This window comes from bacterium (assembly GCA_013360195.1).
GTDB lineage: Bacteria > Electryoneota > RPQS01 > RPQS01 > RPQS01 > JABWCQ01.
This window is the reverse complement of the sequence record JABWCQ010000010.1, coordinates 79,707-102,075: the sequence shown is the minus strand read 5'-3', so window position 1 is coordinate 102,075 and position 22,369 is coordinate 79,707. Positions and strand designations below refer to the sequence as shown.

Here is a 22,369-nt window from a genome sequence, read left to right as displayed (position 1 = left end):
AATCTCAGTTCGCATATTCCATTGGCCGGAACATTCATCTACTTGAAGGGAGTTCCCATGAAACTCGCCCTACTCACCCTAATGATTTGTGCTGCCGCGCTGATGCCAGCCCGAGCCGCCGAACTGTCTCCGACCTTGCCCGACATTTTGTCATCTGCGAGTGCCACAGACCAAATCGCGGTTATCGTATTTCTCGACTCGAAACTATCGATGGATGAGGTATATCCGGAGGCGAAACAACTGCCGATGGGACCACGCCGCGAATACGTGGTGCGCGTCCTGAAAGAGCGGTTTGCTCTGATGAGCTCCGATGTGATGAAATATCTTGAAGGCTTCACAAAGACAGGTGACGTTTCGTTGCTAAGGCCGCTTTGGATAATGAATGCGATTCGTCTGACGGCAACCAAAGACGTGCTCATCAAGCTGGCAAGCGATTTTCCGGAAGTCATTTATGTTGCGCATGACCCTGTATATGAGAATACGCTTGACACCGGTTGGGGTGTTGCCGAAATTGGCGCTCCTCAAGTTTGGAGTCAATTCGGAGCTCGTGGTCAGGGTGTTATTGTCGGGCACAAGGACTCAGGAATTAACTTTGCTGGCTGCGCCCGATTCGCAGATCGCATTTGGATGAATCTCGGTGAAGATGTCAACCATGACGGGCAATTGGACGGTGCCGACCAAAACGGCGTTGACGATGACGGGAACGGTTACATTGACGATTTTAACGGCTGGAACTTTGACGACAACACGAATACGGTGAGTGACAACAACGGGCATGGAACCCGCACGGGGTCAGTCATCAGCTCCAATCCGACCACAGGAACATGTGACACCGTTTCTGTTGCTCCGCAAGCTACGCTGATGGTTCTACTCGGTTACTTGACGCAGGGAGCGGTGTTTGAATCGAGTCAATATGCACTTGAAAATGGTGCCAACGTTATTTCAGCGAGCTTGAGTTTCAAGCAAAGCGAATGCAACAGCCCAAATCTGCGCGAATGTCCGAATCGCGTTGGGTTTCGCTGGGTCTCGGAGATGGAATTGGCGGCAGGAATCATTCACGCGAACTCCACCGGCAATGATGGCCTATCCAATCCACGTCCGCTTTCTACATCTGCTCCGTCAGATTGTCCACCACCCGCAATGACGCCCGGTCACTATCAACAGGGCGGGGTGAGTTCAGTTGTCGCAGTTGGAGCATATAACGCCAATGGTACGCATGGAAGCTTCAGCGGGATCGGTCCTTCAGCATGGTCTCGACAAGATATTTGTGTTCATCCACGAGTGCCATGGTGTGGTCCGGAGGGAACACCGAGCGAGTATCCTGAGGAATTTGAAGATTATCCGTATGCCTCGGGTGAACATGGACTGCTGAAGCCAGATATAACCGCACCTACGGTTGTGGATGCTGTCGCTTCGACATGCGGTTGCTCGAGTATCAACGGCACGTCCGGTGCGACGCCGCATGTCGGTGGAGCATTGGCTGTAATCTATTCTGCATTTCCGGGGATTACACCCGAGGAAGCCTATCTGGTCTTGGTAAACGGTGCTCTGGATGCGGGTGACGCGGGTCCGGATACGACATGGGGATTTGGTAAGCTTAGATTGCTGTCGGCGATACAGCGCGGGGACGATACGCTCGGCTCTGTTGCAGGAACCGTGTCGGAATCGCCAAGCGGTGACTTGCTGGAGGGCGTGAGAGTTACGGTCGAAGGCGCACAGCCGGTATGGACAGATGCAAACGGGAATTACGAGTTATTCCTGCGGCCGGGGACATATACCGGAGCATATGAGAAATTTGGCTATCAGACCGTACTGCGTAATATCAACATCATCGCGGGTCAAGTGGATGACGGAAATTTGACCTTGAGTCTCGCCGCCGATGCCAGCGTATCAGTCGTTGTCACAGACGGAGACGAAGTCTTGTTGCAGGATGTTTTAGTCCGGCACCAACTTAGCGGTCAAGAGACCTTCACCAATTTCGAGGGAATCGCTTCCTTTCCCGTGATGTACAGCGGAATCAATGAATTCATCATCGGCGAAAATGTCGAGATGTTTGAGAGATTGTCCATAACGCCATCTCTTCAGGCAGGTCAAAACACGGTTCCCGCTGAATTGGAACGTTCGCGCCTCGCAGGTCCGACTTTGCCTGATCAATACGGGTACATTGCCTATGATGACTTGGACTTCGGCGGCCCGTTGTTCGACTGGGTGGAGCTTTCAGAAGGACTTGGGGACAATCTGAATATCTCGGGTGACGGCTGTGCCAGTCGGACGCTCCCATTCAATTTACAGTTCTACGGTGCGCAAACGAATCAGATTAACATCAGCGCCAACGGGCATGTTGAATTCGGAACGCCGTGCAGTCAGGATTGGAGCCGTTGGCCAATTCCGGCACCGGATGCTCCCAACAATTACATCTCAGTGTTTTGGCAGGACTACCGTCCGGAGCTTGGCGGCGGAGTCTATTACCATTATGACGCTGAGAATCATCGTGCGATAGTGCAATGGGAGGATGTGCCGGAGTGGTTTGAAACCGGGCGTGCGACTTTCCAGGTGCATATTTACGACCCGGCGTTTAACGGTGACCATCTTGGAAATAGTGTCATAGAGATTCACTTTGAGGACTATCAGGGAAGGCTTGAGACATCTATCGGAATTGAGAATGCAAGCGGGACGGACGGATTGCAGTACGCATTTCAACTGTTTTACGCGGCTGGAGCGGCTCCGGTGCGTGCGGGCCGGGCAATCCGTTTCACAACGGATGTCTATGAATCTGCCGATGATGGTCCGGGTGTGGTGCCCCGCGACTTCGTTCTGATGCAGAACTATCCTAATCCATTTAACTCGCAGACGACCTTCCGTTTCACAGTCCCGCAATCGAGCGCAGTTACCTTGAAGCTCTATGATGTGACGGGGCGCGAAACGGCAGTGATAACAGACGGAACCGTGCAAGCCGGGACCCACTCAGTGAATTTCAATGCGACAGGATTGTCGACAGGAATATACTTTGTGCGGATGGAGGCAAATGGCAGCACGGTCGCCGCGCGCAAGATTTTGTTTCTGAAATAGGGAGTTACTGTCTTGACAAAAGAAAGCCCGATGCGTCAACGCACCGGGCTTTTTAATATCGAGGCCGCTCTCGCGGGGCGGCTTACTCGCAAAACTCAGGCAGTCTGCTTTAGCCTGACACCTTCAATGGCGTGGCGAAGCTGGTCAAGCGAAAAAGGCTTCTCCAGGAAGGCATCCGGCCGCGGTGGTGCCATGTTGATGGCGGCCTTATAGTGCACCCAGCCGGTAATTAGAATAACCGGTGTCGCAGCGTCGCTGGCCTTGATGTCTTTCAATAGCAACAGACCGTTTCGATTCGGCATATGAATGTCCGAAATTACCAGCGAGGGTCGGTGCTGTTCAAATGCCAGAAAGGCCTGGTCACCATCCTCGGCAAGAATCGGCTCATATCCCAAATCCGACACGCACTGCGCGAGCATCTCGAGCATGCTCCTATCATCATCTACAACCAAGCACTTAAGCATTTCTGTTCCTGTCATTTTCCCGGCAAAGGAGCGAAATTTCTTTCACATCTGTCCGCAAAGGCCGTGCCGGGTCTGCCGGACTGCAATCGGAGCAGAAGAGAGGACTAACTTGGGAATCAAGAAAGGGTTAGACCTCTTCACGGGTGGTAGGAGCAAGGAGGAGTAATACGAATCTAACACAAATGTAGACGAACAGCGACAGAATTGTGGATATGTTGATAAGTTGAGTATTTTCATGGTTTTTTCAACCTTCCGAACATGAAGTTAGAAGGAACTTCGTGAAACATTACACAAGTCGAAGGCGTTCATAAGGTATTGTCTCTCAAGGGAATTGCAGAGGTCTAAATCCTTGCAATTCAAGAGAAATGACTTGCTTTTCGGCTTAGATTGTTCTATATTTGCGCAAGTTCCGCAAAGGGAAACCAAGGAGATAAAGTACATGACTCTTCGTAAGACACTGTTTGTCGCATTGCTGCTGGCAGTTGTAGTCCTGCCGGCCACGTCGAACGCCACCATTACCCGTGTGATCGGATTGGGTGGCGAGGACGCCAATTTCATTCTGCGTGATGCCTACAACTCATCAGTGTGGCCGCAGTTAGTGAAGCACTACGGAATGCAGTCGGGTATGGAATTCTATACCCACGATGGTTGGGATCTTCAGAAGGCCTACGTGAATTACGACTTCGGCACGGAGTCGTCAGTACTTCAGTTTGCTCTTGACAAGCTGAACCACCGCAATTACGGCATGCTTGCAGGAAACGAGCTTTCGGATCTTGACAACGTTCCGGGCGGCTACAACAAGCTGAACATCACCTATGGCCGTCCGATGGGCGACGACATGCTTATCGGTGTGAATCTGCATTGGGCAGGCAAGAGCTTGAAGACGAACGAAGACGGCGGCGATTTCGACGATTCGTACAGCGAAATCGGCTTGATGCTTGGATTGACTGCGATGGAAGAGAAGCTCGACGTGTCGTTGGGATTCCGCACGGGTGGTTACACCGTTGACCATGGCGGCGCAACGCTTGCCGAGGCCGATGGCGCGAGCGACATTATGCTGGCTGGCCGTTATTGGCACGAAGCGAGCGAAACGTACTCCATTATCCCGAGCCTTGCTCTCGGCATGCACACGGACAACACCAAGATGGGTGATGCCTCCAATGAGTACGGCGTGACGGCATTCCGTCTGGGCGTTGGTAACAACTGGACGCCGAAGGAAAACTTGCTGGTGATTTCGGAGCTCGGTCTTCGCAGTATCAGTGAGACGATGAAGCCGGATGGTGGCGAGGAAACCAGCGATTCCGAAATGGACATCTTCTGGAGAATCGGTGTTGAATCCGAGATCTTCCCGTGGCTGTGGGGCCGTTTCGGCGCCGAGCGTGACTGGGTTGGCGCGACGTGGGAATCCGTGGTTGGTCAACCGGAGTGGTCGAGCAGCATCACGAGCACCTATGTTGGTGCGACGACGCGCTGGAATCGCTTCCAGGCCGACTTGCTTGTTCATCCGTCGTTCTTCGGCTATGGCCCGAACTTCGTATCTGGTTATACCGACATGATTTTCACGCGTGCTTCGGTGAAGATCAACTTCGACAAAGAGTAATTCGCCTAAAGCGTAACGCACATTTGGCCGGGCGGCAGCGATGCCGCCCGGTTTCTTTTGTGGTAAAGAACTGTCTGTAAAACATACACTTCAGGCAAACCTGGGGCTTCCTGAAGATAACAGGGCTTGACTTTGACTTTTTTTTTTTGAAATAATGATAGCAACCCAGTTGCGAAGTGGTTTTCGTAGCGCGTTCATTCACGTTTTGGAGGTTGCGATGAAGAAGGTAATTATTGCGGGAATGCTCCTTGCATTGTGTTCAACAGGCTTTTGCCAAACGGACGATCCGGGTTGCAATCTATATGCGACTCAGAAGGACACAACATGCGTAAGCACATCAACATGCGCGACGGCGACGAATTGTCCAAGAACGCAATTCACAATAGTATGTCCGACCGATGTTTATTGGATTAAGGCTTATACAGATTGTGACGGTACCAACAATGCTCATTGTGCCGCGTGTGTAAAGATAACCGACATGAGTGGCACTCCGTTGTTTCAGTTAAACACTGAAGCAGAGTGTGAAGAGGTCGAATATTGCGACAGCGCCTCTTGGACTCCTACTTCTTCGGGGACGTATTATTTATCAGTCTGTTTAGTGCCATGCAACGAGGTTGATGGAGAGACCTGCTGCGGAGGACAGTACGATTGCGAAGCATGGGGCATAATTTCGAAGTCGCAATTAAGCTGTGATTAGTGAGAGTTCCTTTTCTGCTGCTGTGTTTGCCGCTCTTCAGCGGAGGTATCGAAGGAAGAGTGATAACTGTACCCGATGATGTGCCAACCGTACAATCAGGTTTGGACGAAATCGGCGAGAGGGATACACTTTTTGTACATATCGGTGTTTACCCAGAAAATTTGCAGGCACCGCCGTTTGAGTTTGTAATGCTTGGGGAGTTGTCGGATGATTCCACAGGGTATTTTCGTCCGTTGATTGATCCTACTATACTTGAAACACCGGATTCAACACCGGTGTTTCGTTTTCCGGACAATTCACTTGCAATGGTCGAGAACTTCGAATTTCAGAACGTGGGAAGAAAAGGGATTGTTTGTACTGGTCGTGGCATAACCTTGGAAAACTGCGCGGTCTACTCAACCGTTGATGGCCTTGTCTTCGATCGTGATAGCCTCGACGCATTAGTTTCGATTAAGAATAGCATGTTCTGGGGCAACACGGACTACACCGTGAGAATAAGCAGAGGCAATAGATTGCGTGCAATCGGGAGTACTTTTGTTGGCGGCGGAACAGACAGGAGCCGTTCAATGGTAGTATCAAGCGAGTCCACAATTGATTCGTGTTATTTTACAAGTGAGGGATCCGCCGGTCTACTTTACTGTTGGTCCGGAAATCATGTCGTGACCAATTGCACTTTTGGGCCTGCAGTAACACGATCGATTTGGGACGAGAGTATAGTTGACATGGGTAACGGTACCATCCGGTTTTCGGACAATGTCTTCGTTGATTGTGTTCATAGCAAAAGTGTGCTTGAGTTTCAAGTTGCAATAGGAGATTCCGCAGAAATCGTCAATAACTCGTTCACGCACTGTATTGGAGCAGACTCATTGCTGACGCCGCGTGGGACTGTCTATATTGAACAAGGCAATGCTGAGGGTCGAGGTATTCTTATCAGCGGTAATACCTTTACAGAGTGTTCCTCAAATCAAACGGTTGACGACATTTTTGTCGTTCCCTTCTTTCCGGCACTCATTGAGAACAACCGGTTTATTCGTGACGCGCAGAACGGATTGCCATCCATCAGATCAGGTTCACCGTTTCAGCCGTCGCCGTTAACACTTCGGAATAATGTTTGGGAAGATTGCGGCTATGCGGCGTCACTTTATCCTCCGGCTGATGCCCGCTCTAACTACTGGGGAGACCCGAGCGGACCCTATCATGAGTTTGAGAATCCAGGAGGATTGGGCGATACGATAACAGGTTCAATGCTGTTTGTGCCATGGCTCGAAGATACTGTGACATCAGTGGAGGACAGTAGTCCAGAGGTGATCGAGGAATTTTCTATCCGCGCATTTCCGAACCCTTTCAACTCGCGGGTGACAATTGAGTTCACGACTGCAAGGCTCCAAGAAATGGAATTGAAAATCTTCGATATCCAGGGGCGGCTGGTTGCTGACCTGCTCAACGAATCGCGATCCTCCGGTTCGTACACGATCGAGTGGGACGCCTTGGCCACTGCAAGCGGTACCTATTTCGCACGGCTTACCGGCAACAGCGTTTGGAGTGCCTCCAAGGTGATAAAGCTCGCGCTCATAAAGTAGATTGCCTCTGCAATAAGTTATAGGACGGCCACCTGGTCGTCCTTTTTTGTGCACGGTCTTTGCTCTATTCATAGTGATTAACTATGAGGAGCGACTATGTCAGGCAACACTCTTGCACTCTGCACGATGCTGCTGTTGATTTTCATCACGGCCTGTGAAGAGGAATCCACCGAACCGACGGTCGGAAATCCGACAGTTACGATACTGACCCCATCAGGCAGCGGCGAACTGAGCGGTACTGTTACTGTTGAAGTATTTGGCCACGATGCGAACGGGAATGCGTTGGATCGGATTGTGTATTTCGTGGAGGATGAGGCCTTGTACACCGACCCGAACCCAGGCGCGGGCAGTCCGTCAAGCTCATGGGAATGGAACACTGAAACACTTGGCGATGGAGTATATGACATTCGTGTCGTTGCATACGACAATGTCGGGAGGTCCGGTGAGGACGAGCAGCGAGTTGATGTGGTAAACGCGGATGTGGCGACAGGAGTCTTTCGCTCCGACAACAATGGGGTGATCCGTACCCGTCATGGGGCCCAGCTTCGCATCCCGTTAGGCGCGGTGCCGCTCGACGAAGAGAATCGCGTTGCGACGATGGTTTTTTCAATTTCACGCGATACCACCGCGACCGTTCAGCCGCCGCAGGGCGAGACACGTGTTTCCAACTACTATCGCTTCACACCCGGAGGCTTCGTATTCCGATATCCACTGGAGCTGACTCTTCCGTTGCTGGACAACGCAAATGTCGAAAACCGTGAAGTCACGCTATACCGGATTAATCCGACGACCTCAGAGCTTGAGAGTTTCGGCGGTGTATACGACGCAGGATTTCATTCTATCACGGCGCAGACGTACGAGCTTTCGACATGGTTTGCGGCGGCCTCGACGTCCAGCGGCCTCGACCCGCAGGGTTGGGGTTGTGTGCAAGTGGATGCGGGGAATGCCGACTGGGTGCAGCTTTGTGTGGAGAACTACTTGTTGACCTATCCGCTGCGTGACCAGCTGTTTGTTCCGCAAAACGGGCTAAACATCGCCTACGCGAACAGCGCATTCGGCTGGGAAGAGAACGGGCGTTGGTTTCTGCCGCAAGGCAGCTACACCATTTGTATGCAGCGATTGGGCAGCAACGGAGTGTGGCAGAGACAGTCGCGGTCGGTGGTTATAAATCAACCTGCGGCACGCGAATGGGAGGGTGGAGGAAACTGTGTTGCGGAATGGACCGATTTCATCACGGACGGGTCGATCCCGCAACCCGTTGACGGTACCTGTGGCTGTATACCGGAGCCTTCTGTCCCCGTTGGGACGGGAGAGGTACAAGTGACACTTCAGTGGTTCAGCGAGGCCTCGATTGATTTAGACCTATGGGTCTATGAACCATCCGGCGAACGATGTTACTTTGGCAATGCATCGACAGCAACCGGTGGAACTCTTGACCGGGACAATCTCTGCGGAAATTATCAGAACGGAACACCTGAGAATATTTTTTGGCAGACTGCTCCGGACGGCGAGTATTCAATCTGGGTTGACTGGTGGTCAGATTGCGGCAACGGCTTGTCGCAGATGCCGTTCAACGTGAGGCTAGTGAACGGCGTTCAGGTCGAAACGTATGACCGTGTGCTGCCTAATGAACAATCACTAGAAGTGGCGCAATTTGAAGTCTATCATGGAGCTTTGAGAATGTACCCTCCTGGGGGCCTTTTTCACTCCTCGCCTCCACCGCATATCACCAAGTTACCCATCATGGCGCGACGCTAATTAGACTTAAGGCATGAAATGGCGAAACCCCCGACCGGTGTCATTGTCGGGGGTTTCTATTGCTTTGGCTCCCTGCGATCATGGGTCCCGCGTCAGATCGCGCAAAAGGCCAAGCAAGCTCTTGATAAAGCCTTGGCGGATCTCCACCAATGCTACTTATAATGATTTATCCCCCCTACAAATGATAAGACCAATCAGCTGATAAATTGTTGCAGTGAATTCTACGCGAAGAAGGCAATGTGCTTGATCGGAGGCATGGCGTTCTGGAAACTTTAGTTCTCTCTGCAGACTTACTGAAAGGTGTTATGAGGATGGACATAACACTGAAGGCCGTGAAGTGTAAGGAAACAAGAAGGATGCGGGTGTTGAAGGAATTGACATCACAAAAATTTCGTAAGACAATGTTTTGAATTGACTTTGCCCTGTTTCAGAGGCTAAATTAGGCTTGGAACGTAACAACGGGAGTTGTACGTGCCGGTCATCCGAGGTGGAAAGTTTTTTGAACCCCGCACCAGCCGAATCTCCCGGCGGTGCGGGGTTCGGTGCAAACAGGGGCAATTGCATTTTGCAAGAGAAAAGCCCATCACAGAGGTGACAGGCTTTGAGGTGGCGTCTCCCAGAATCGAACTGGGGACACACGGATTTTCAGTCCGTTGCTCTACCATCTGAGCTAAGACGCCGAAAAGGAAACCGCAATGTAATCAACACCCCGGCAATTGTCAAGCGGAAAAGCTGGCTTGTTGTTGGTTACGACACCAGTGATAAGTTAACGGTCCGGTGAGACGTAGACCATACCAACTATATTAAGCACAAGTGTCAGAATAACAACAATATGAGTTAGGGTAAGAGACCCGGACATGTCGGTCTTAGTGTTCTGGAATCATTGCGGATAGGTGAGCGGGGATATACTTTTATATGTAATAACGAATTTCTCGGACAAAGAACGCAAGATTTTGTAAATATAAGAGTTGAATCGGTGGTTTTTGTTTTGGTCAGCTGATTGTTGCGGAGGCGCAACAGATTTCAAAAGAGATATTGTATTGGTGAAATAGATAGGATCGGAGGAGCATGTGAAACTCTTGCAATGTATGTTAATGATCCTCGCAGTGATGACAGCATCACATGCGTGGGCGGATGGCCGAAGCGGTCCGCGAAGTTTGGATGAATGTTCAGCCTCTGCTGAGTTCAATTTGAACTCAGAGACGGATGATTTCTTGTATGACTTCTACATTGATGTTGATGATGAAAGCAACTGTGGCCGCCGACCATCCGGTGATCAGACTTTTCAACTGCTCGTACAAGAGAACGGGCTTTACAGCATCAGTCTTGATACCGACGGTGAAAGCGGATGGCTTTACTTGCTGTCCGGCTGCTGTGACGGTGAACAGCTTTTTCCACGCGGTTTAGTGGGTTCGTACAGGGAGATTGAATGTGCTTGGCTGGAGCAAGGCACCTACTATCTTACGGTGGAAGGTGACGGCGAAATGCAGCTTTACATCAATGCCTGCAACTCTCCGTGCGGATCCATCGGTCTGGAGGACGGTCTTACGTTCGAAGGCAACTCAATAATCTTTGTTGAGACGGTGGATGCGAATTCGTCGGAACCGAACTACAACGGACCCTGGCTTACGGAAGGAGTGCCGTGTCAGGAAAGCTCTGCAAATGAAGACGGCGAGTGGGTCGGTTTTGGCTATTACAATTGGTACAATCAGGACTTCGGCTGGAGTCATTTCTTCAGCACTGAAGGTATTGAGTGTCAGGATTTCACGATCGACTCGGCATGTGTCATCATTTGCGCGTATGAAAATGACTACTGCGGTCAAGGTGATCCGTCTCGTGACGCTTCACGTTGCCAGTGGGATGAAGTTTGGATTGACAGTGATGACTTTCCGACTGGCATCTTAAATCCGTGGGTGGAACCCGGCAACAACCTTTCATTGTCAGAGACCAAATTCCCTGTTTCGCTTGGTGATCTCGAAGACGGTGAGGTTGAGGTCTTTGTGGACATTGACGCTTTTTCTGATCAATGCGCCTGGGCGACTGAAATATGGTCATCGAAACTAGTTGTGTACATGTCATGCCGTCAGATCCCTCCGGGTCCGGATGGATATGATCTTGGCGACCTTCCCAACCTGAATGAGGAGGAACAGCCATGTTATCCGACGAATACTCCTGAAAGCGGCGGACCTGCCAATGCAGTATTCGCAAGCGAACAGCAGATAGCGTGGTTGGGCGAGTGTGTCACTCATGAGCAGTTTCCGAATACAGTTGACGCGGACATATGTGACGACGGTGTATTCTTCTTGCCGGAAGATAATCCCGGCGGCTCGTGGATGCCCGGTGAAACAGTTTGTGTTGAAGTAGCCATAACGACCGGACCCTCATATCTGCCTGGAACACCTCTGTACCTGTGGGCGTGGAAAGACGGAAATCTTGACTGCGACTTCGATGATGAATTCAGCTTCGGTGACTTCACTGCAAGCGAGTGCATCATCCCCGGCTACCTTTACTATGCAGAAGGTCCGAATACCATGTTCACGACGGAAGTTTGCTTCCTGGATCCAGGCACGCTCGAGTTCGGACGCTATGACGGCCATTTGAGATTCCGCTTGCTTTCCTGCGGAGGCGAGACTCCGACACGCGAAGGTGATCTCCTGGACTGCAGTTCGGCACAGACTTATGTAGACGATATTCTTGGCGAAACGGAAGATTACATTATCGCCGATCTGCAGCTCCCCGTTCAACTGATTTCGTTCACAGCGACCAGCATCAACGGACATATGCTGCTCAGCTGGACCACTGCTTCAGAACAAGACAATGACGCCTATGAGGTTCAGCGCTGGAACGGCTCCGGCTGGCTTCGTGCGGGTGATCTTGTCGCGGGTGCGGGAACGTCCGTCAGTACGCACCAATACGTATTTGCCGACCGGAATGTGGAGGAAGGCCTAAGCTATCGTTACAGACTTGTAACGATAGATCTAAACGGCAACAGAATGCCTGTGGCGGAAGTCAGCGGGCATGTTGAACCGGTAAACACGACTGTCGAAACATTCACGTTGCACCAAAATTTCCCCAACCCGTTCAATCCGACGACAGAGATCGCATTTGAACTGGCGAGTGCCACAGATGTCTCTCTTGTGATATTCGACCTGTTGGGACGTGAGGTTGCAAGCTTGGTCAACGGACGTCAGGATGCCGGAAAGTATACGGTTAGTTTTGATGCGACCGGATTACCGAGCGGAATGTACTTCTATCGTCTTCAGACGGCTGAGTTTACTGACATGAAGAAGATGATGCTCCTGAAATAAGGGACTTCCGATCTCCCTTACAAATAGCCCCCCGGTGCTTGCTCCGCACCGGGGGGCTTGTCTATCAGGTCTGACGACTAATTTGATGTCTTAAGGTGATTCAGTATAAGTGCTCGCTGCTCGGCGGTAAGGTGAAGCTTGGCACCGTAACGCTCCACATAAATAGGCCATTCATCATCCGTAAAGTCCGAAGCCTTACGCAGTGAGTGGCAGGACGCGCAGTTCGCTCGATAGAGCCTCTCGCCGTCTGACAAAGGCGCGGAGGGCTTGATCTCCTTAGCTGCACATCCAGCGAGCAGCCACAAGGTCGTAAGAATGAGGGTTTTACGAATCACAGGTCAATACCCATAATCATGCGGAATCTTGAATCATCGCTGTCATCCGTTATGCCTGCCGCGATTCCAGCCGATAACCACAGTCCGCCTGAGGCAAATGATACGGTAGGGCCCAGATAGCTTTCAGTGACATTCTCATCCTCTTCGAACTCCACGCGGGTTGTGGATTCCAGACCTGCCACGAATTTGGGGTGGAATTCAATGGATGTGCCTAAGTCAAAACCAACCTCATGTTTGGTGTCTGGAGCGAAAAAGTACTCATACACAGGATTCACGGCGATGTTCCATTTGTCCACTGTCTTGGCAAGAATCAGTTTGCCTTCCAGCTTGTTGGGAGAAGAAGTCTCCGTCTTGCGGTTATATTCTATATAGACCAGCGGGTCCATGAAGTACTGATCAACTTCTCCAAAACGATAGCGAGTGCGTAGTTGCCAAGCGTCCCACTTCATGGCGCTGCCTTCGTTTTGGACGAAGATTTCATACAACGACGCGTCCCACCGCGAGGTCAGGCCGTGCTCGATTTCGATCCGGAATTCGTTTTGGTCCACCTCTCGCATTTTGGTTGTTTGATACAGCTCAAGCTCCGTATTGCCCTGCGGCATTGTTTGGTATTGGTAAGTCCAGACATAGAAACGGCGGTCAGCGAGGGCTAAAGTAGATGAAAGTGACAATATCGCAATTGTCGAAAGAACCAACCCAAATCGCAAAAACATTCTTAATCTCCATTTAACAAAAGTTTAACATTGCAAAACAGCGAGCGAATTGCTTCAAAGGCAATGTTCTACGGGTCTAACTTTCATTAATGACAATAAACGAAATTTAGATACAATTGTCAAGTATAGAGATGAATGGGGGTTCAAAGAAAATGCACGTTGCGGATGAAAGTTGTCTTTGGCGGGTTTGTATCGTAAATTAGGGTTAACTACCCTTGAAGGAGGGAATAATGCGAACCACACTATTGATACTATGGGCTTTCGCCGTTTTGCAGTGGGGTTGCGAGCGAGATAAGACGATTACGGGGGCTACGGCTTCCGGCCAGATCGTGACTTTCCCGGATACTGCCCTGGAAAACGCCGTGCGGGCGGCCCTGCAGGAACCTACAGACCCGATTACTGTCGGAGACCTGGAAGGGCTGACACACTTCTATGCGGCAGAATGGGGGATACGTGATCTCACGGGAATTGAGTATATGCGCTCCCTCACGTATCTGGATTTGTCGGCCAACGCGCTGGACAGTATTCCGCAACTCGCGGAGCTGACAACATTGGACACAGTGATTCTCAACTACAACTCGATCGGCGATATCGGACCGCTTATTCAGTTGCTCGGGCTCCGGATGCTGGCCATAGCAGGGAATGATGCCAGCGATATTAGCCCAATCGCCAACAGCCAGTTTCTGCGTTCTCTTGATGCGAGCTTTAACGGGATTGAGAATACCGAGCCGCTTCGCACCTGTCCGCAACTGCGGGAGTTGTATGTTCGCGGGAATCCCATCTCGGACATGAGTTTTCTTGCCGACTTAAGACTGCTTGAAGCGCTGGACATCGGTAATTGTCCGGCAACGGACATCAGCACAATCATTCAGGCCTCAAATCTGCGGAGGTTGTATATTCAAGATTCTGGCGTTCAGGATTTTGCCCCGCTTTCGCAGCTTCGATTTCTCGAAGTCCTCTGGCTGACAGAGAGTCACGTTGAATCTCTGGAACCGCTGCGAACGCTGACCTCTTTGACACAGCTCTATCTGTCCAACAACCAGATAACTTCAATCGAGCCGCTGCGGAATCTTGCTCAAGTAACATCGTTGAATCTTGCCGACAATCAGATAAGTGATGTGTCGTATCTTGCAAACCTCAACAACATCACCACACTCGATTTGTCAAACAATCTTGTCACGGACATAGACGTGCTTGAGGATGCGCAGATGCTTCAGGTTGTGTATCTGTCGGGGAATCAGATATCACGAGTTCTGGCATTGGACGAGAATTCGGGATTAAGCGCGTTTGACACCGTCTACCTATTTGAGAACCCGCTTTCGGACAGTTCGCGTTTTTACTGGATACCGCGCATGCAGCAGCGTGGTGTGGAAGTTTACTACGAATAAACCTGGATGTAACTATTGCGGCACTGGCTGATCACGACAACCCTGAACAACAATCTCCTGAAGGCTAAGCTGCCGCCCCTCCTGAATGCGCTGCCAGACCTTGAAATCACCTTCGTTTCTGACAGGGTCGGGCCAGAGATAGAGCGAGTTCGCTGGGTAGTGCCTCCGCGCTGGCTGCGAAAAATAACGGGAAGGTTGCTGTCGCGTGAGTTGATACTGTGGCGTGAAGTCGCACGCAAGGGCATTGAACGGGTGATGGTATACAATGCTGTGCCACATTTGATGCTCGCACATCCACCGGCGTGGATGTTCAGAAAGAAGCTTGATGTGCATCTGATTGCGGGGCGATTGGATTTGGATTTCGCGGATCGTCCCGAAGTGATGGTGAATCGTGTCGTCAGAAGGCTGAATAATCCGAAGTGGATAGAGAATTGGGTGCGCAGGATTGCATTCAAGCATTGTGACCGGCTTTTCGTTCCAGGCTGCAGAGCACGGGAGTTTCTGCTGGAGTGCGGTGTGAATTCTCGAAAAATCGTGAACATTCACAGTGCGGTGGACCCTGAAACTTATTGTCCGGACGGCAGAGAGCGGGATATCGACGTACTTGTTATCTCGAATCTGCAAAAGCGGAAACGCCCGGAGTTGACGGTCAGAGTTCTTGAACGTATTCAGAAGTTGAAGCCGGATGCGAAATTCGTGTGGATCGGCGACGGCCACCTGCGGGACGACGTGAAGAGAATGGTGTTGGATTCACCAATAGCCAAGCACACGGCGATGATTGGGCACACAGACGATGTCTTGAGTTATGACAGACGTGCTAAGGTCTATCTGCTCAACTCAGTCTCAGAAGGTCTGTCTTGTGCAACGATGGAAGCGATGGCGGCGGGAGCTGTTCCGGTGACGAGCGATGCGGGGGATATGGCTGAAGTTGTGCGCAGTGGGGAGACGGGCGAATTGATACTTGACGGAGATAATCCGGATGCATATGCAGCTGCCATTCACTCTTTGCTCACGGACGAAAAGAAAAGAGAACGCTATGCATTTAATGGACGGGAATTGATAGTTCGCGAACACAGTTTTGAGGCAGTTTCGAATGCCTGGAGGAAGTTGGAATCTACAGGCAGTTAGGCAGGTTAGAATCGATGCAAGAAAAAGTCGGGGCGCCCCTTGCGGAGCGCCCCGTTCTTGTGTCAGTCTAATCGTGGTCAGTTACAGTTTGCAATGACCACAAACTTCTTGTAGTTGGCGAATCCTGCCGGAGCGGTCCATTGAGCCGCACCTGCCGGGAAGAAGACGCTCGCTTCAAGCGTGTAATCCGGATCGCCGCCGTTGTTCGGATCGGCATCCGCGTTCGGGTTCGTCGTGCTGTAGATTTGGTAGATAGCCGACTGCGGGGCCGTAAAGTTCAACCAAGCCGCGCCATTACCGGGAGCATTGTAAACAGTCAGGTTAATGACTTCAAAGCACGGCACAGCGCAGGGATTCAAACAGAATGAGCGATTGCGAACCGTATCAGCAGCAACCGTACCTGCGGGATAAGTATATTGCAAGCTTCGAGTGTTCACAGCTCCAGTACCCGGGTTAACAGTCAGGTTACTGCCGTTGGGGCTGGAGAGCGACATGAAGCGGCAAGTACCCGCGCCGACTGACTGAATACTAATCCAGTGTTGAACGCCTGTTGCGAGCGAACAGCACATACCTTCAGGATACTCATAGCTGAAGAATTGTCCCTGAATCTGGAAAGTCGAATGGTACACGTTGCCGTTCGAGAATGCTTGCAGGAAGACGGTATCGCGGCACAACGGACCGGTTGAGAAGTCGGGGGTGCGATTGGATGAATCCGCCCAGAACGCGACTTCAAAAGAGTCTGATGTTGCAACGCAGTTGTTGAAGGTCGTCGGCTGGACAAATGCACCCCAGAATGTGAAGCCGCCAACTACTTCGCCAGTCTGCAGCGTGAAGTTATCAAACACTTTCAATCCAGTAGTTGCAGACCAAGCACGGTCAGCGCCTGAAAGACCCCACGATTCTGTCGCGAGGTGCGCACGCTGAGAATTGATGGCATCACCGGCACAATCCGTCACAGACGGCGGAATGACGCAGTCAACGCAGTTGACGGTAGCGGTATACTGAGAACCGCAAGGCGTCCCGACGAACTGGGTCGGAGCGACGAGCAACAGGTAGGTGCCCGGACGAACGCAAGCCGAAATGGTCTTGGTCGAGCAGGCAAGGGACGTATCTGTTGCTAACGTTACCAGCGCATTACAATCCGAATTGAGAATCCAGCCGCGAGCGATGAACTCAGCATTCCAAGTCCACGTGATTTGCGTCGTGTCGGTGACCGTCAGAGAGTACCAGTCAATGTCACGGCCATTGGTCGAGTCATTGATTTGATAGTTGCCGGACGAACCGCACTTTGTCGTGCCACAGGTAATGGCTTCAAAGGCCGGGACCGCGAGGTTACAGCCGTCATTGGTACCAACGAAACCGTCAGAACAATCACCCTCGGTCTCACTATCAACGCACGTCACATCACAGGGGGTGCAGCAGGTCACGGTCAACGTGAACGGACCGGCATCGGCCTGCGACCAGCCTTCGACGATAAGATAGTAAGTACCTGCGGTCAGGCTGCGGCAATTAATACGTGACAAACCGCCGACGGTGCCGCAATCATCGTCATCACTTTCGAGGATTGAGCCTGCGCAGCAACCGGTCGTCAGGTGAATGAACGAATCCCATGCTGTTCCGCCGCAAAGCGAGAAGGTGTATAGTCCGTTTTGCGCGATGTTGATTTGGACGATTACGTCCTGGCTTAAAGAATCGGCCTGACCGGCACCCGAAACCCGGCAATCATCACCTGCTCCAACGGTAGTTCCCGAAATCGTGGAAGGACCGGGGCAAGAGACGTTGAGAACGAGGTCTGCACACGACGTATCAATGGCGCACGGTTCGCAATTCACCCAGAACTCATAATCTGCACCGCACTCAACACCGTCAAAAGTCGTAGGCGCAAAGAACAGCCAGTATTCTCCCGGAGGGAAGCATCCGGAAACTTCAAGAGTCTCACATGCAACTGCGGAGAAAGGTCCGGCAGTTGACAAGCTGTCACATTCGAAGCCGGTTGGACCGGGGAAAATGACGAAATTCAGAAGGTCAAATTCTGCAACCGCGCCATAGGTGATGCGGGTCGTATCGGTGAGGACGATCCGGTACCAGTCGGTATCACGAATCTGCAGAGTGTCATCAACTAAGTAAGTTCCGGACTCGGCACAGATGGTGTCTTCGCACGTAATGTTCGTGAATACAGGATTGACCGAGTTACAGCCGCCATTGGTAACGTCCACATAATCCGGGCCGCAAAGCGGTTCATTTTCCGGACGACCGTCTTCGCACACCAAATCACATTGACCACATGCTACGATGTCAAGAACATAGGTGCCGGCTTCTGTAGAGTATCCGTCTATGACGATCAGAATCTGCTGGTTGGCCGTCAAGGGAATACAAGCCAACTCGGAGCCGAAATTGTCAACGCAAATACCGCCATCATCATTTCCGCAAATGAAATCACCGGGATAAACTGGGGCGGCAGGACAGGTAAAGTTCCACAGCGAAATGCCGGTGTCATAGGTGTTTCCGTTGGCCTGACCGTTGCAGAGAGAGAAAGTGTATTCGCCATCCGCCGGCGCTGTCCACTTGTAGAACACGTCCGGTCCGGCGAGTGACGGGGTGAACGCGCCACCCTGCCAGCAGGCGGGAACAACACCACCCCAGCCAGTTGTATCGATGTTGTTGGTGAAGCCAACCGTAGTGCCCGTGGCCACGGAGGTTCCAAGAACAGAGCCAAGATCAGGAACACCGGTACAGTTGTCAGATCCTTGATCAAGACTTGGATTGCGCGGCTGGCGCTGGTCAACTGAGTTTGCGCGAGCTGCCGCGTCCTTCTCAGCTTCCGTGACAGACCGTCTACTGCTGCTAAGCATATTCCGGTCAATGTCAGTGACCGGACGCAACATGTCCATCGAAAAGGCATTGGTCTTCGGCTGGCGGGTCATCTTACCTTCATCGACCGTCATAACTGCAACGTCCGACACGACATCGGCTGTTATTGAAGTCAGATCAGTTGTGTTGGTAACGAGCTTGGTCGCCCCAGGTCGCACGGCCACAGCCGCGGCGATACAGGAGCAAATCAGAATGCCTGTCCATATCCATTTGTTTTTAATCATCTTGCAACTCTCCTCAGTCATGTTGTTTGTGGTCAAGAAAGAACTCTTGATCGGGACTACCAAAATCTCAAGGGATACATGTCAAATTGTGTCGATATTCGCTAAATCGCGGGATACAATATACGATGTTATCAGATGATTCACACTTACTTAGGAACTGGAATTTATAACAATTTCGAGGACGAGTCTTGGAGGTCACTTTCATATAAATTTGTTCATAAAGGGTTTAAGAGTAGGCCTTTGTCCTACAATCCAGAATCTTCTGTTTCGGTCGAGAAAGATGGCCTCTCATGCAGTTGCCAGCAGGCGAAAAGGAGCGTGGAAACCGTTGGTAAATCGCGATTCAATTCGTATATTGGGTGTGAAGAATATTGAACAGCTTGGAGCTAAGTGTGAACGCAATGAAATTAATGATGATTGGGCTTCTTCTGCTCTTTTCAATAGCAGTTGGACAGGACACGCCACCGGTTGCCGCCTTTTTTCTAGAAGCAGGTACCCTGACTGCCACCGGATTGGCGGAGAAACAGCCGTTGCCAGATGGGACCGAAGTGAAGGTGTATTGGGACTGGGATGAAAACGGGCCTGATGCAAAGGACCCTCAGCCGGTCGTCGGTACTGAAGCCGGCAACGCGAACTTCAACACGTTCAAGCTGAACGGTGTTGAGATGGGGATGGGCCCCGGCAAGTTCATCACTGATCCGATGTTTAACATCGTCGGTACCCTGCCCAAACCTTCCACATACTATTTGCGAATTTGTCTGGGCGATAAACAGCTGGTCAGCAATGTTGTCAAATTGTCGAGCGGGCTTGCGGATTATGAATTTAAGGAGTGGACGGTCGATCCGACTCCGTGCAAGTCGAAATAACCCGGCGCCCTATCAGAAAAAAGCCCGCGAGGATTCGCGGGCTTTTTTTGTTTACATCTTTTTCCATATCTCGAGGATTTTCAGCGGAAGTTCGCTGCGCGCACGTTGAAAAAGGTGTGCCGATCCTGACTCTTTCACACCTGCGGCGGCACCTCTGTGCCCGTCACCAAGGTTCAACAGCCGGACAATTTCGCCCATGTCCTTTTGATGTGACTCATGCTGCATTCGCAAAGCAAGAGAAAGGCTGACCGCAATGTTATTTGTCTTATGCCCTTGCTTGAATACAGGTTTCAGCTCCACATAACCCTTTGCGGCCGGATCAACAAGCCCGATCAATTTCTTGTCCACTCTGACGGGCTGACTGAACGAGGTTAAATCGACGATATAAAGTTCCTGACCGGTGTCTTCGGGAAGCATAAGTCGGTACTTCTGTATGTTCTCCAGCATGCGGGCTTCCGTTTCACCGTATTTTGCAGCTCTTGAAATGACCAGCGGTTGATCGGCCACTTCATCCAGAGATAGATCGCGAAGGTCGAAGACCAAAGATCGCAGGAATTCCGCATGCTCAAACTTGGAGGAAGATGGGCACTTGATCGCGCGGTCAATGCGATTTGCAGGCGTGTCTTCGCGCCATGCCTCCATGGACGGATAGGCGAAGCTGTCAATCAAATCAGAGACATCGGCAAGAACTCGAAAATCTTCAGGGACATCCTCGTTCTCGGCGAAGTAGTCATGAATGACACGAACACAGGAAGGTGCGTCGGCAAATCGGCCGGGGATCGTTGAAGGATCAATCCTGCGCAGGCGCAACTCCTCAAGGTTTCCGATGTGATGATCAAACCACATTCCGCACTCAAGCGGATAGGGTAGATCACAGACAATATCAGCCAGAGAGATTGGAATCTCGGCCCTGGAAATAGTAATTGGCCCTGCAAAGCGAACATCGGATATATCAAAGCCCCAAGACAGGAGGGACGCGCCGACAACGCCGTCGAAGTCATCATGAGTGACAATGCAGTTCAGTTCAACCGGCATTCGCCTGTCAATCCTGTTTTTTCAATTTGTAATTTGCCGGAACCTCAAACGTAGCTGGATCGACGGCCTCAACGGCTGCACTTACAAGCGTGCGTTCTGAACTGAAAACGGTTTTCAGGATGTATTCCGGCCTCTCTTCCGCTTTCTTCTTCTTGCCAAGACCGAACGGAACCTTCTTTGCAAGCTCTTCCGCTGCTCCTTCCTTGGCTACTTGCCCAAGGCTCTTCCCCTTACGACGATTATGCTCGACCTTAATAAGGCTTTCGACGGACTCGCCACGCGCATTTTTGGCCTTGTCAAGCACCTCATCTATTTTTGCCGCATAAAGGAACGCTGCTGACATGAGGCCTTCTGTCATCGCAATTTCGTCAAGCCCAAGGGCTGCCAGATAGTTCTTGGAATACTCGGCAATCTCCGCCGCGCCTGGTACATCTTCGCTGTTCCAGATATTAAGAGTGATGATAACTCTGTCCAGTGAATCCTGCTTGTTGACCCCGGTTGCCACAACATGTGCGTTCCGGCAAGTCCAGCCATTGATAACTTTGGGGTCGGTGTCGGATATGTCTTCAATAGTCCATTCATATTGCTCAGGTGGTGCTGCGGTCGTATCCTCCTCTTCTTCAGGCTCGGCACCCTCAGTGTCAATCATACCCTTTTTGAGTTGCTCGCGAAACTCGGCCAGTGACATAGCACTGTACGTTTCCTTCGAATGGTTGACAGTGAAGACAGAATCCTTGTCAAGTCGAGTGATGGTAGCTCCCTCAACAGGCTTGCCGCGCGTGGCTGTCTTCATGAAACCGGCAGTCCATTGAACTATGGATTCGCCACAGTGCTTGTCAGAACTGTAGAAATCCGTACCCGTCGTCTGGTTCGTGCCGAGTTTGCCGACGGTAGATTGCGACCGGTACTCCCTTTTGACGTCAGCCTGTGCCGAGAACGCCAATCCCAGTGTGATAAGTAATACCAAATGTAAATGCATAATTCCCTCGAAAGTTGTTTACAAGAAAATACGATATCCAATGGAAACTTTCAACCTGTAATAGACCAGCGGCATTGCCAGGCGGAACCCCCGAGATCGGTGTATGATCAGGTTGGTTCCGCTTGGCATGCAGATGCACCCTTGACGGGGCACGTTGCAAACGCGATGGAGGATTAGCTTAAATGTGCATTGGAGCATGCAAAGTGCATTCGATAGCATCTGTGCATAATTGCAACCACTCGATGTGCACGACAAGTGACATAGTCACTGGTGCATTGAAACAGTTTATTGACTCTCGTTATCGATAGTGATACATTAAATACAAGAATCTTTTTTGCCGGAGATTCAGACTTC

14 protein-coding genes and 1 tRNA gene are annotated in these 22,369 nt (G+C 51.2%); 8 read left to right on the top strand and 7 right to left on the bottom strand.

The features are described 5' to 3' along the window. Positions 1-57: 57 nt before the first annotated feature. On the top strand, positions 58-3,069 hold the full coding sequence (locus tag HUU59_08740) for a S8 family serine peptidase (protein ID NUO19518.1): 3,012 nt from the start codon (positions 58-60) through the stop codon (positions 3,067-3,069). Positions 3,070-3,164: 95 nt separating this feature from the next. Here the strand turns inward: HUU59_08740 and HUU59_08735 are convergent, their stop codons facing one another. Continuing rightward, positions 3,165-3,533: a response regulator gene (locus tag HUU59_08735; protein ID NUO19517.1), complete on the bottom strand. Its 369-nt coding sequence runs from the start codon at positions 3,531-3,533 to the stop codon at positions 3,165-3,167. 439 nt (positions 3,534-3,972) lie between these two features. Between HUU59_08735 and HUU59_08730 the strand changes: the two genes are divergently transcribed. From HUU59_08730 to HUU59_08720, 3 genes are all read left to right on the top strand, one after another. Continuing rightward, positions 3,973-5,133 (top strand): hypothetical protein, encoded by a 1,161-nt coding sequence (locus HUU59_08730; protein ID NUO19516.1) that lies wholly within the window; start codon positions 3,973-3,975, stop codon positions 5,131-5,133. A 696-nt stretch (positions 5,134-5,829) separates the two neighbouring features. Further along, positions 5,830-7,410 carry a T9SS type A sorting domain-containing protein gene (locus HUU59_08725; GenBank protein NUO19515.1) on the top strand — a complete coding sequence of 527 codons (1,581 nt, stop codon included), beginning with the start codon at positions 5,830-5,832 and terminating at the stop codon, positions 7,408-7,410. A 96-nt stretch (positions 7,411-7,506) separates the two neighbouring features. Then, a complete protein-coding gene (locus HUU59_08720; protein NUO19514.1) occupies positions 7,507-9,168 on the top strand; it encodes a hypothetical protein in 1,662 nt (553 codons plus the stop codon). Positions 9,169-9,775: 607 nt separating this feature from the next. Here HUU59_08720 and HUU59_08715 read toward each other — a convergent pair. Continuing rightward, positions 9,776-9,848: transfer RNA gene (locus tag HUU59_08715), tRNA-Phe, on the bottom strand. Positions 9,849-10,238: 390 nt separating this feature from the next. Here HUU59_08715 and HUU59_08710 point away from each other — a divergent pair. Beyond that, positions 10,239-12,476, top strand: a complete 2,238-nt coding sequence (locus HUU59_08710; protein NUO19513.1) for a T9SS type A sorting domain-containing protein — start codon at positions 10,239-10,241, stop codon at positions 12,474-12,476. Positions 12,477-12,553: 77 nt separating this feature from the next. On the opposite strand, the gene HUU59_08705 is transcribed toward HUU59_08710, so the two are convergent. Then, on the bottom strand, positions 12,554-12,811 hold the full coding sequence (locus HUU59_08705) for a cytochrome c (protein NUO19512.1): 258 nt from the start codon (positions 12,809-12,811) through the stop codon (positions 12,554-12,556). Beyond that, a complete protein-coding gene (locus HUU59_08700) occupies positions 12,808-13,524 on the bottom strand; it encodes a hypothetical protein (protein ID NUO19511.1) in 717 nt (238 codons plus the stop codon). The genes HUU59_08705 and HUU59_08700 overlap by 4 nt, the downstream gene beginning before the upstream one ends. 230 nt (positions 13,525-13,754) lie before the next feature. On the opposite strand from HUU59_08700, the gene HUU59_08695 reads away from it, so the two are divergent. Both HUU59_08695 and HUU59_08690 read left to right on the top strand, forming a co-directional pair. Further along, complete coding sequence (locus HUU59_08695) at positions 13,755-14,912, top strand: leucine-rich repeat domain-containing protein (GenBank protein NUO19510.1); 1,158 nt, start codon at positions 13,755-13,757, stop codon at positions 14,910-14,912. A gap of 15 nt (positions 14,913-14,927) precedes the next feature. Further along, a complete protein-coding gene (locus tag HUU59_08690; protein NUO19509.1) occupies positions 14,928-16,040 on the top strand; it encodes a glycosyltransferase in 1,113 nt (370 codons plus the stop codon). Between the two features lie 77 nt (positions 16,041-16,117). Here HUU59_08690 and HUU59_08685 read toward each other — a convergent pair whose 3' ends face one another. After that, a complete protein-coding gene (locus HUU59_08685) occupies positions 16,118-19,135 on the bottom strand; it encodes a hypothetical protein (GenBank protein NUO19508.1) in 3,018 nt (1,005 codons plus the stop codon). A gap of 392 nt (positions 19,136-19,527) precedes the next feature. Between HUU59_08685 and HUU59_08680 the strand changes: the two genes are divergently transcribed. Then, positions 19,528-20,001 carry a hypothetical protein gene (locus HUU59_08680; protein NUO19507.1) on the top strand — a complete coding sequence of 158 codons (474 nt, stop codon included), beginning with the start codon at positions 19,528-19,530 and terminating at the stop codon, positions 19,999-20,001. 51 nt (positions 20,002-20,052) lie between these two features. Here HUU59_08680 and HUU59_08675 read toward each other — a convergent pair whose 3' ends face one another. Together HUU59_08675 and HUU59_08670 are read right to left on the bottom strand one after the other, a co-directional pair. Beyond that, positions 20,053-21,036 (bottom strand): hypothetical protein, encoded by a 984-nt coding sequence (locus HUU59_08675; protein NUO19506.1) that lies wholly within the window; start codon positions 21,034-21,036, stop codon positions 20,053-20,055. Positions 21,037-21,043: 7 nt separating this feature from the next. Then, positions 21,044-22,015 carry a hypothetical protein gene (locus HUU59_08670; GenBank protein ID NUO19505.1) on the bottom strand — a complete coding sequence of 324 codons (972 nt, stop codon included), beginning with the start codon at positions 22,013-22,015 and terminating at the stop codon, positions 21,044-21,046. Positions 22,016-22,369: the final 354 nt, after the last annotated feature.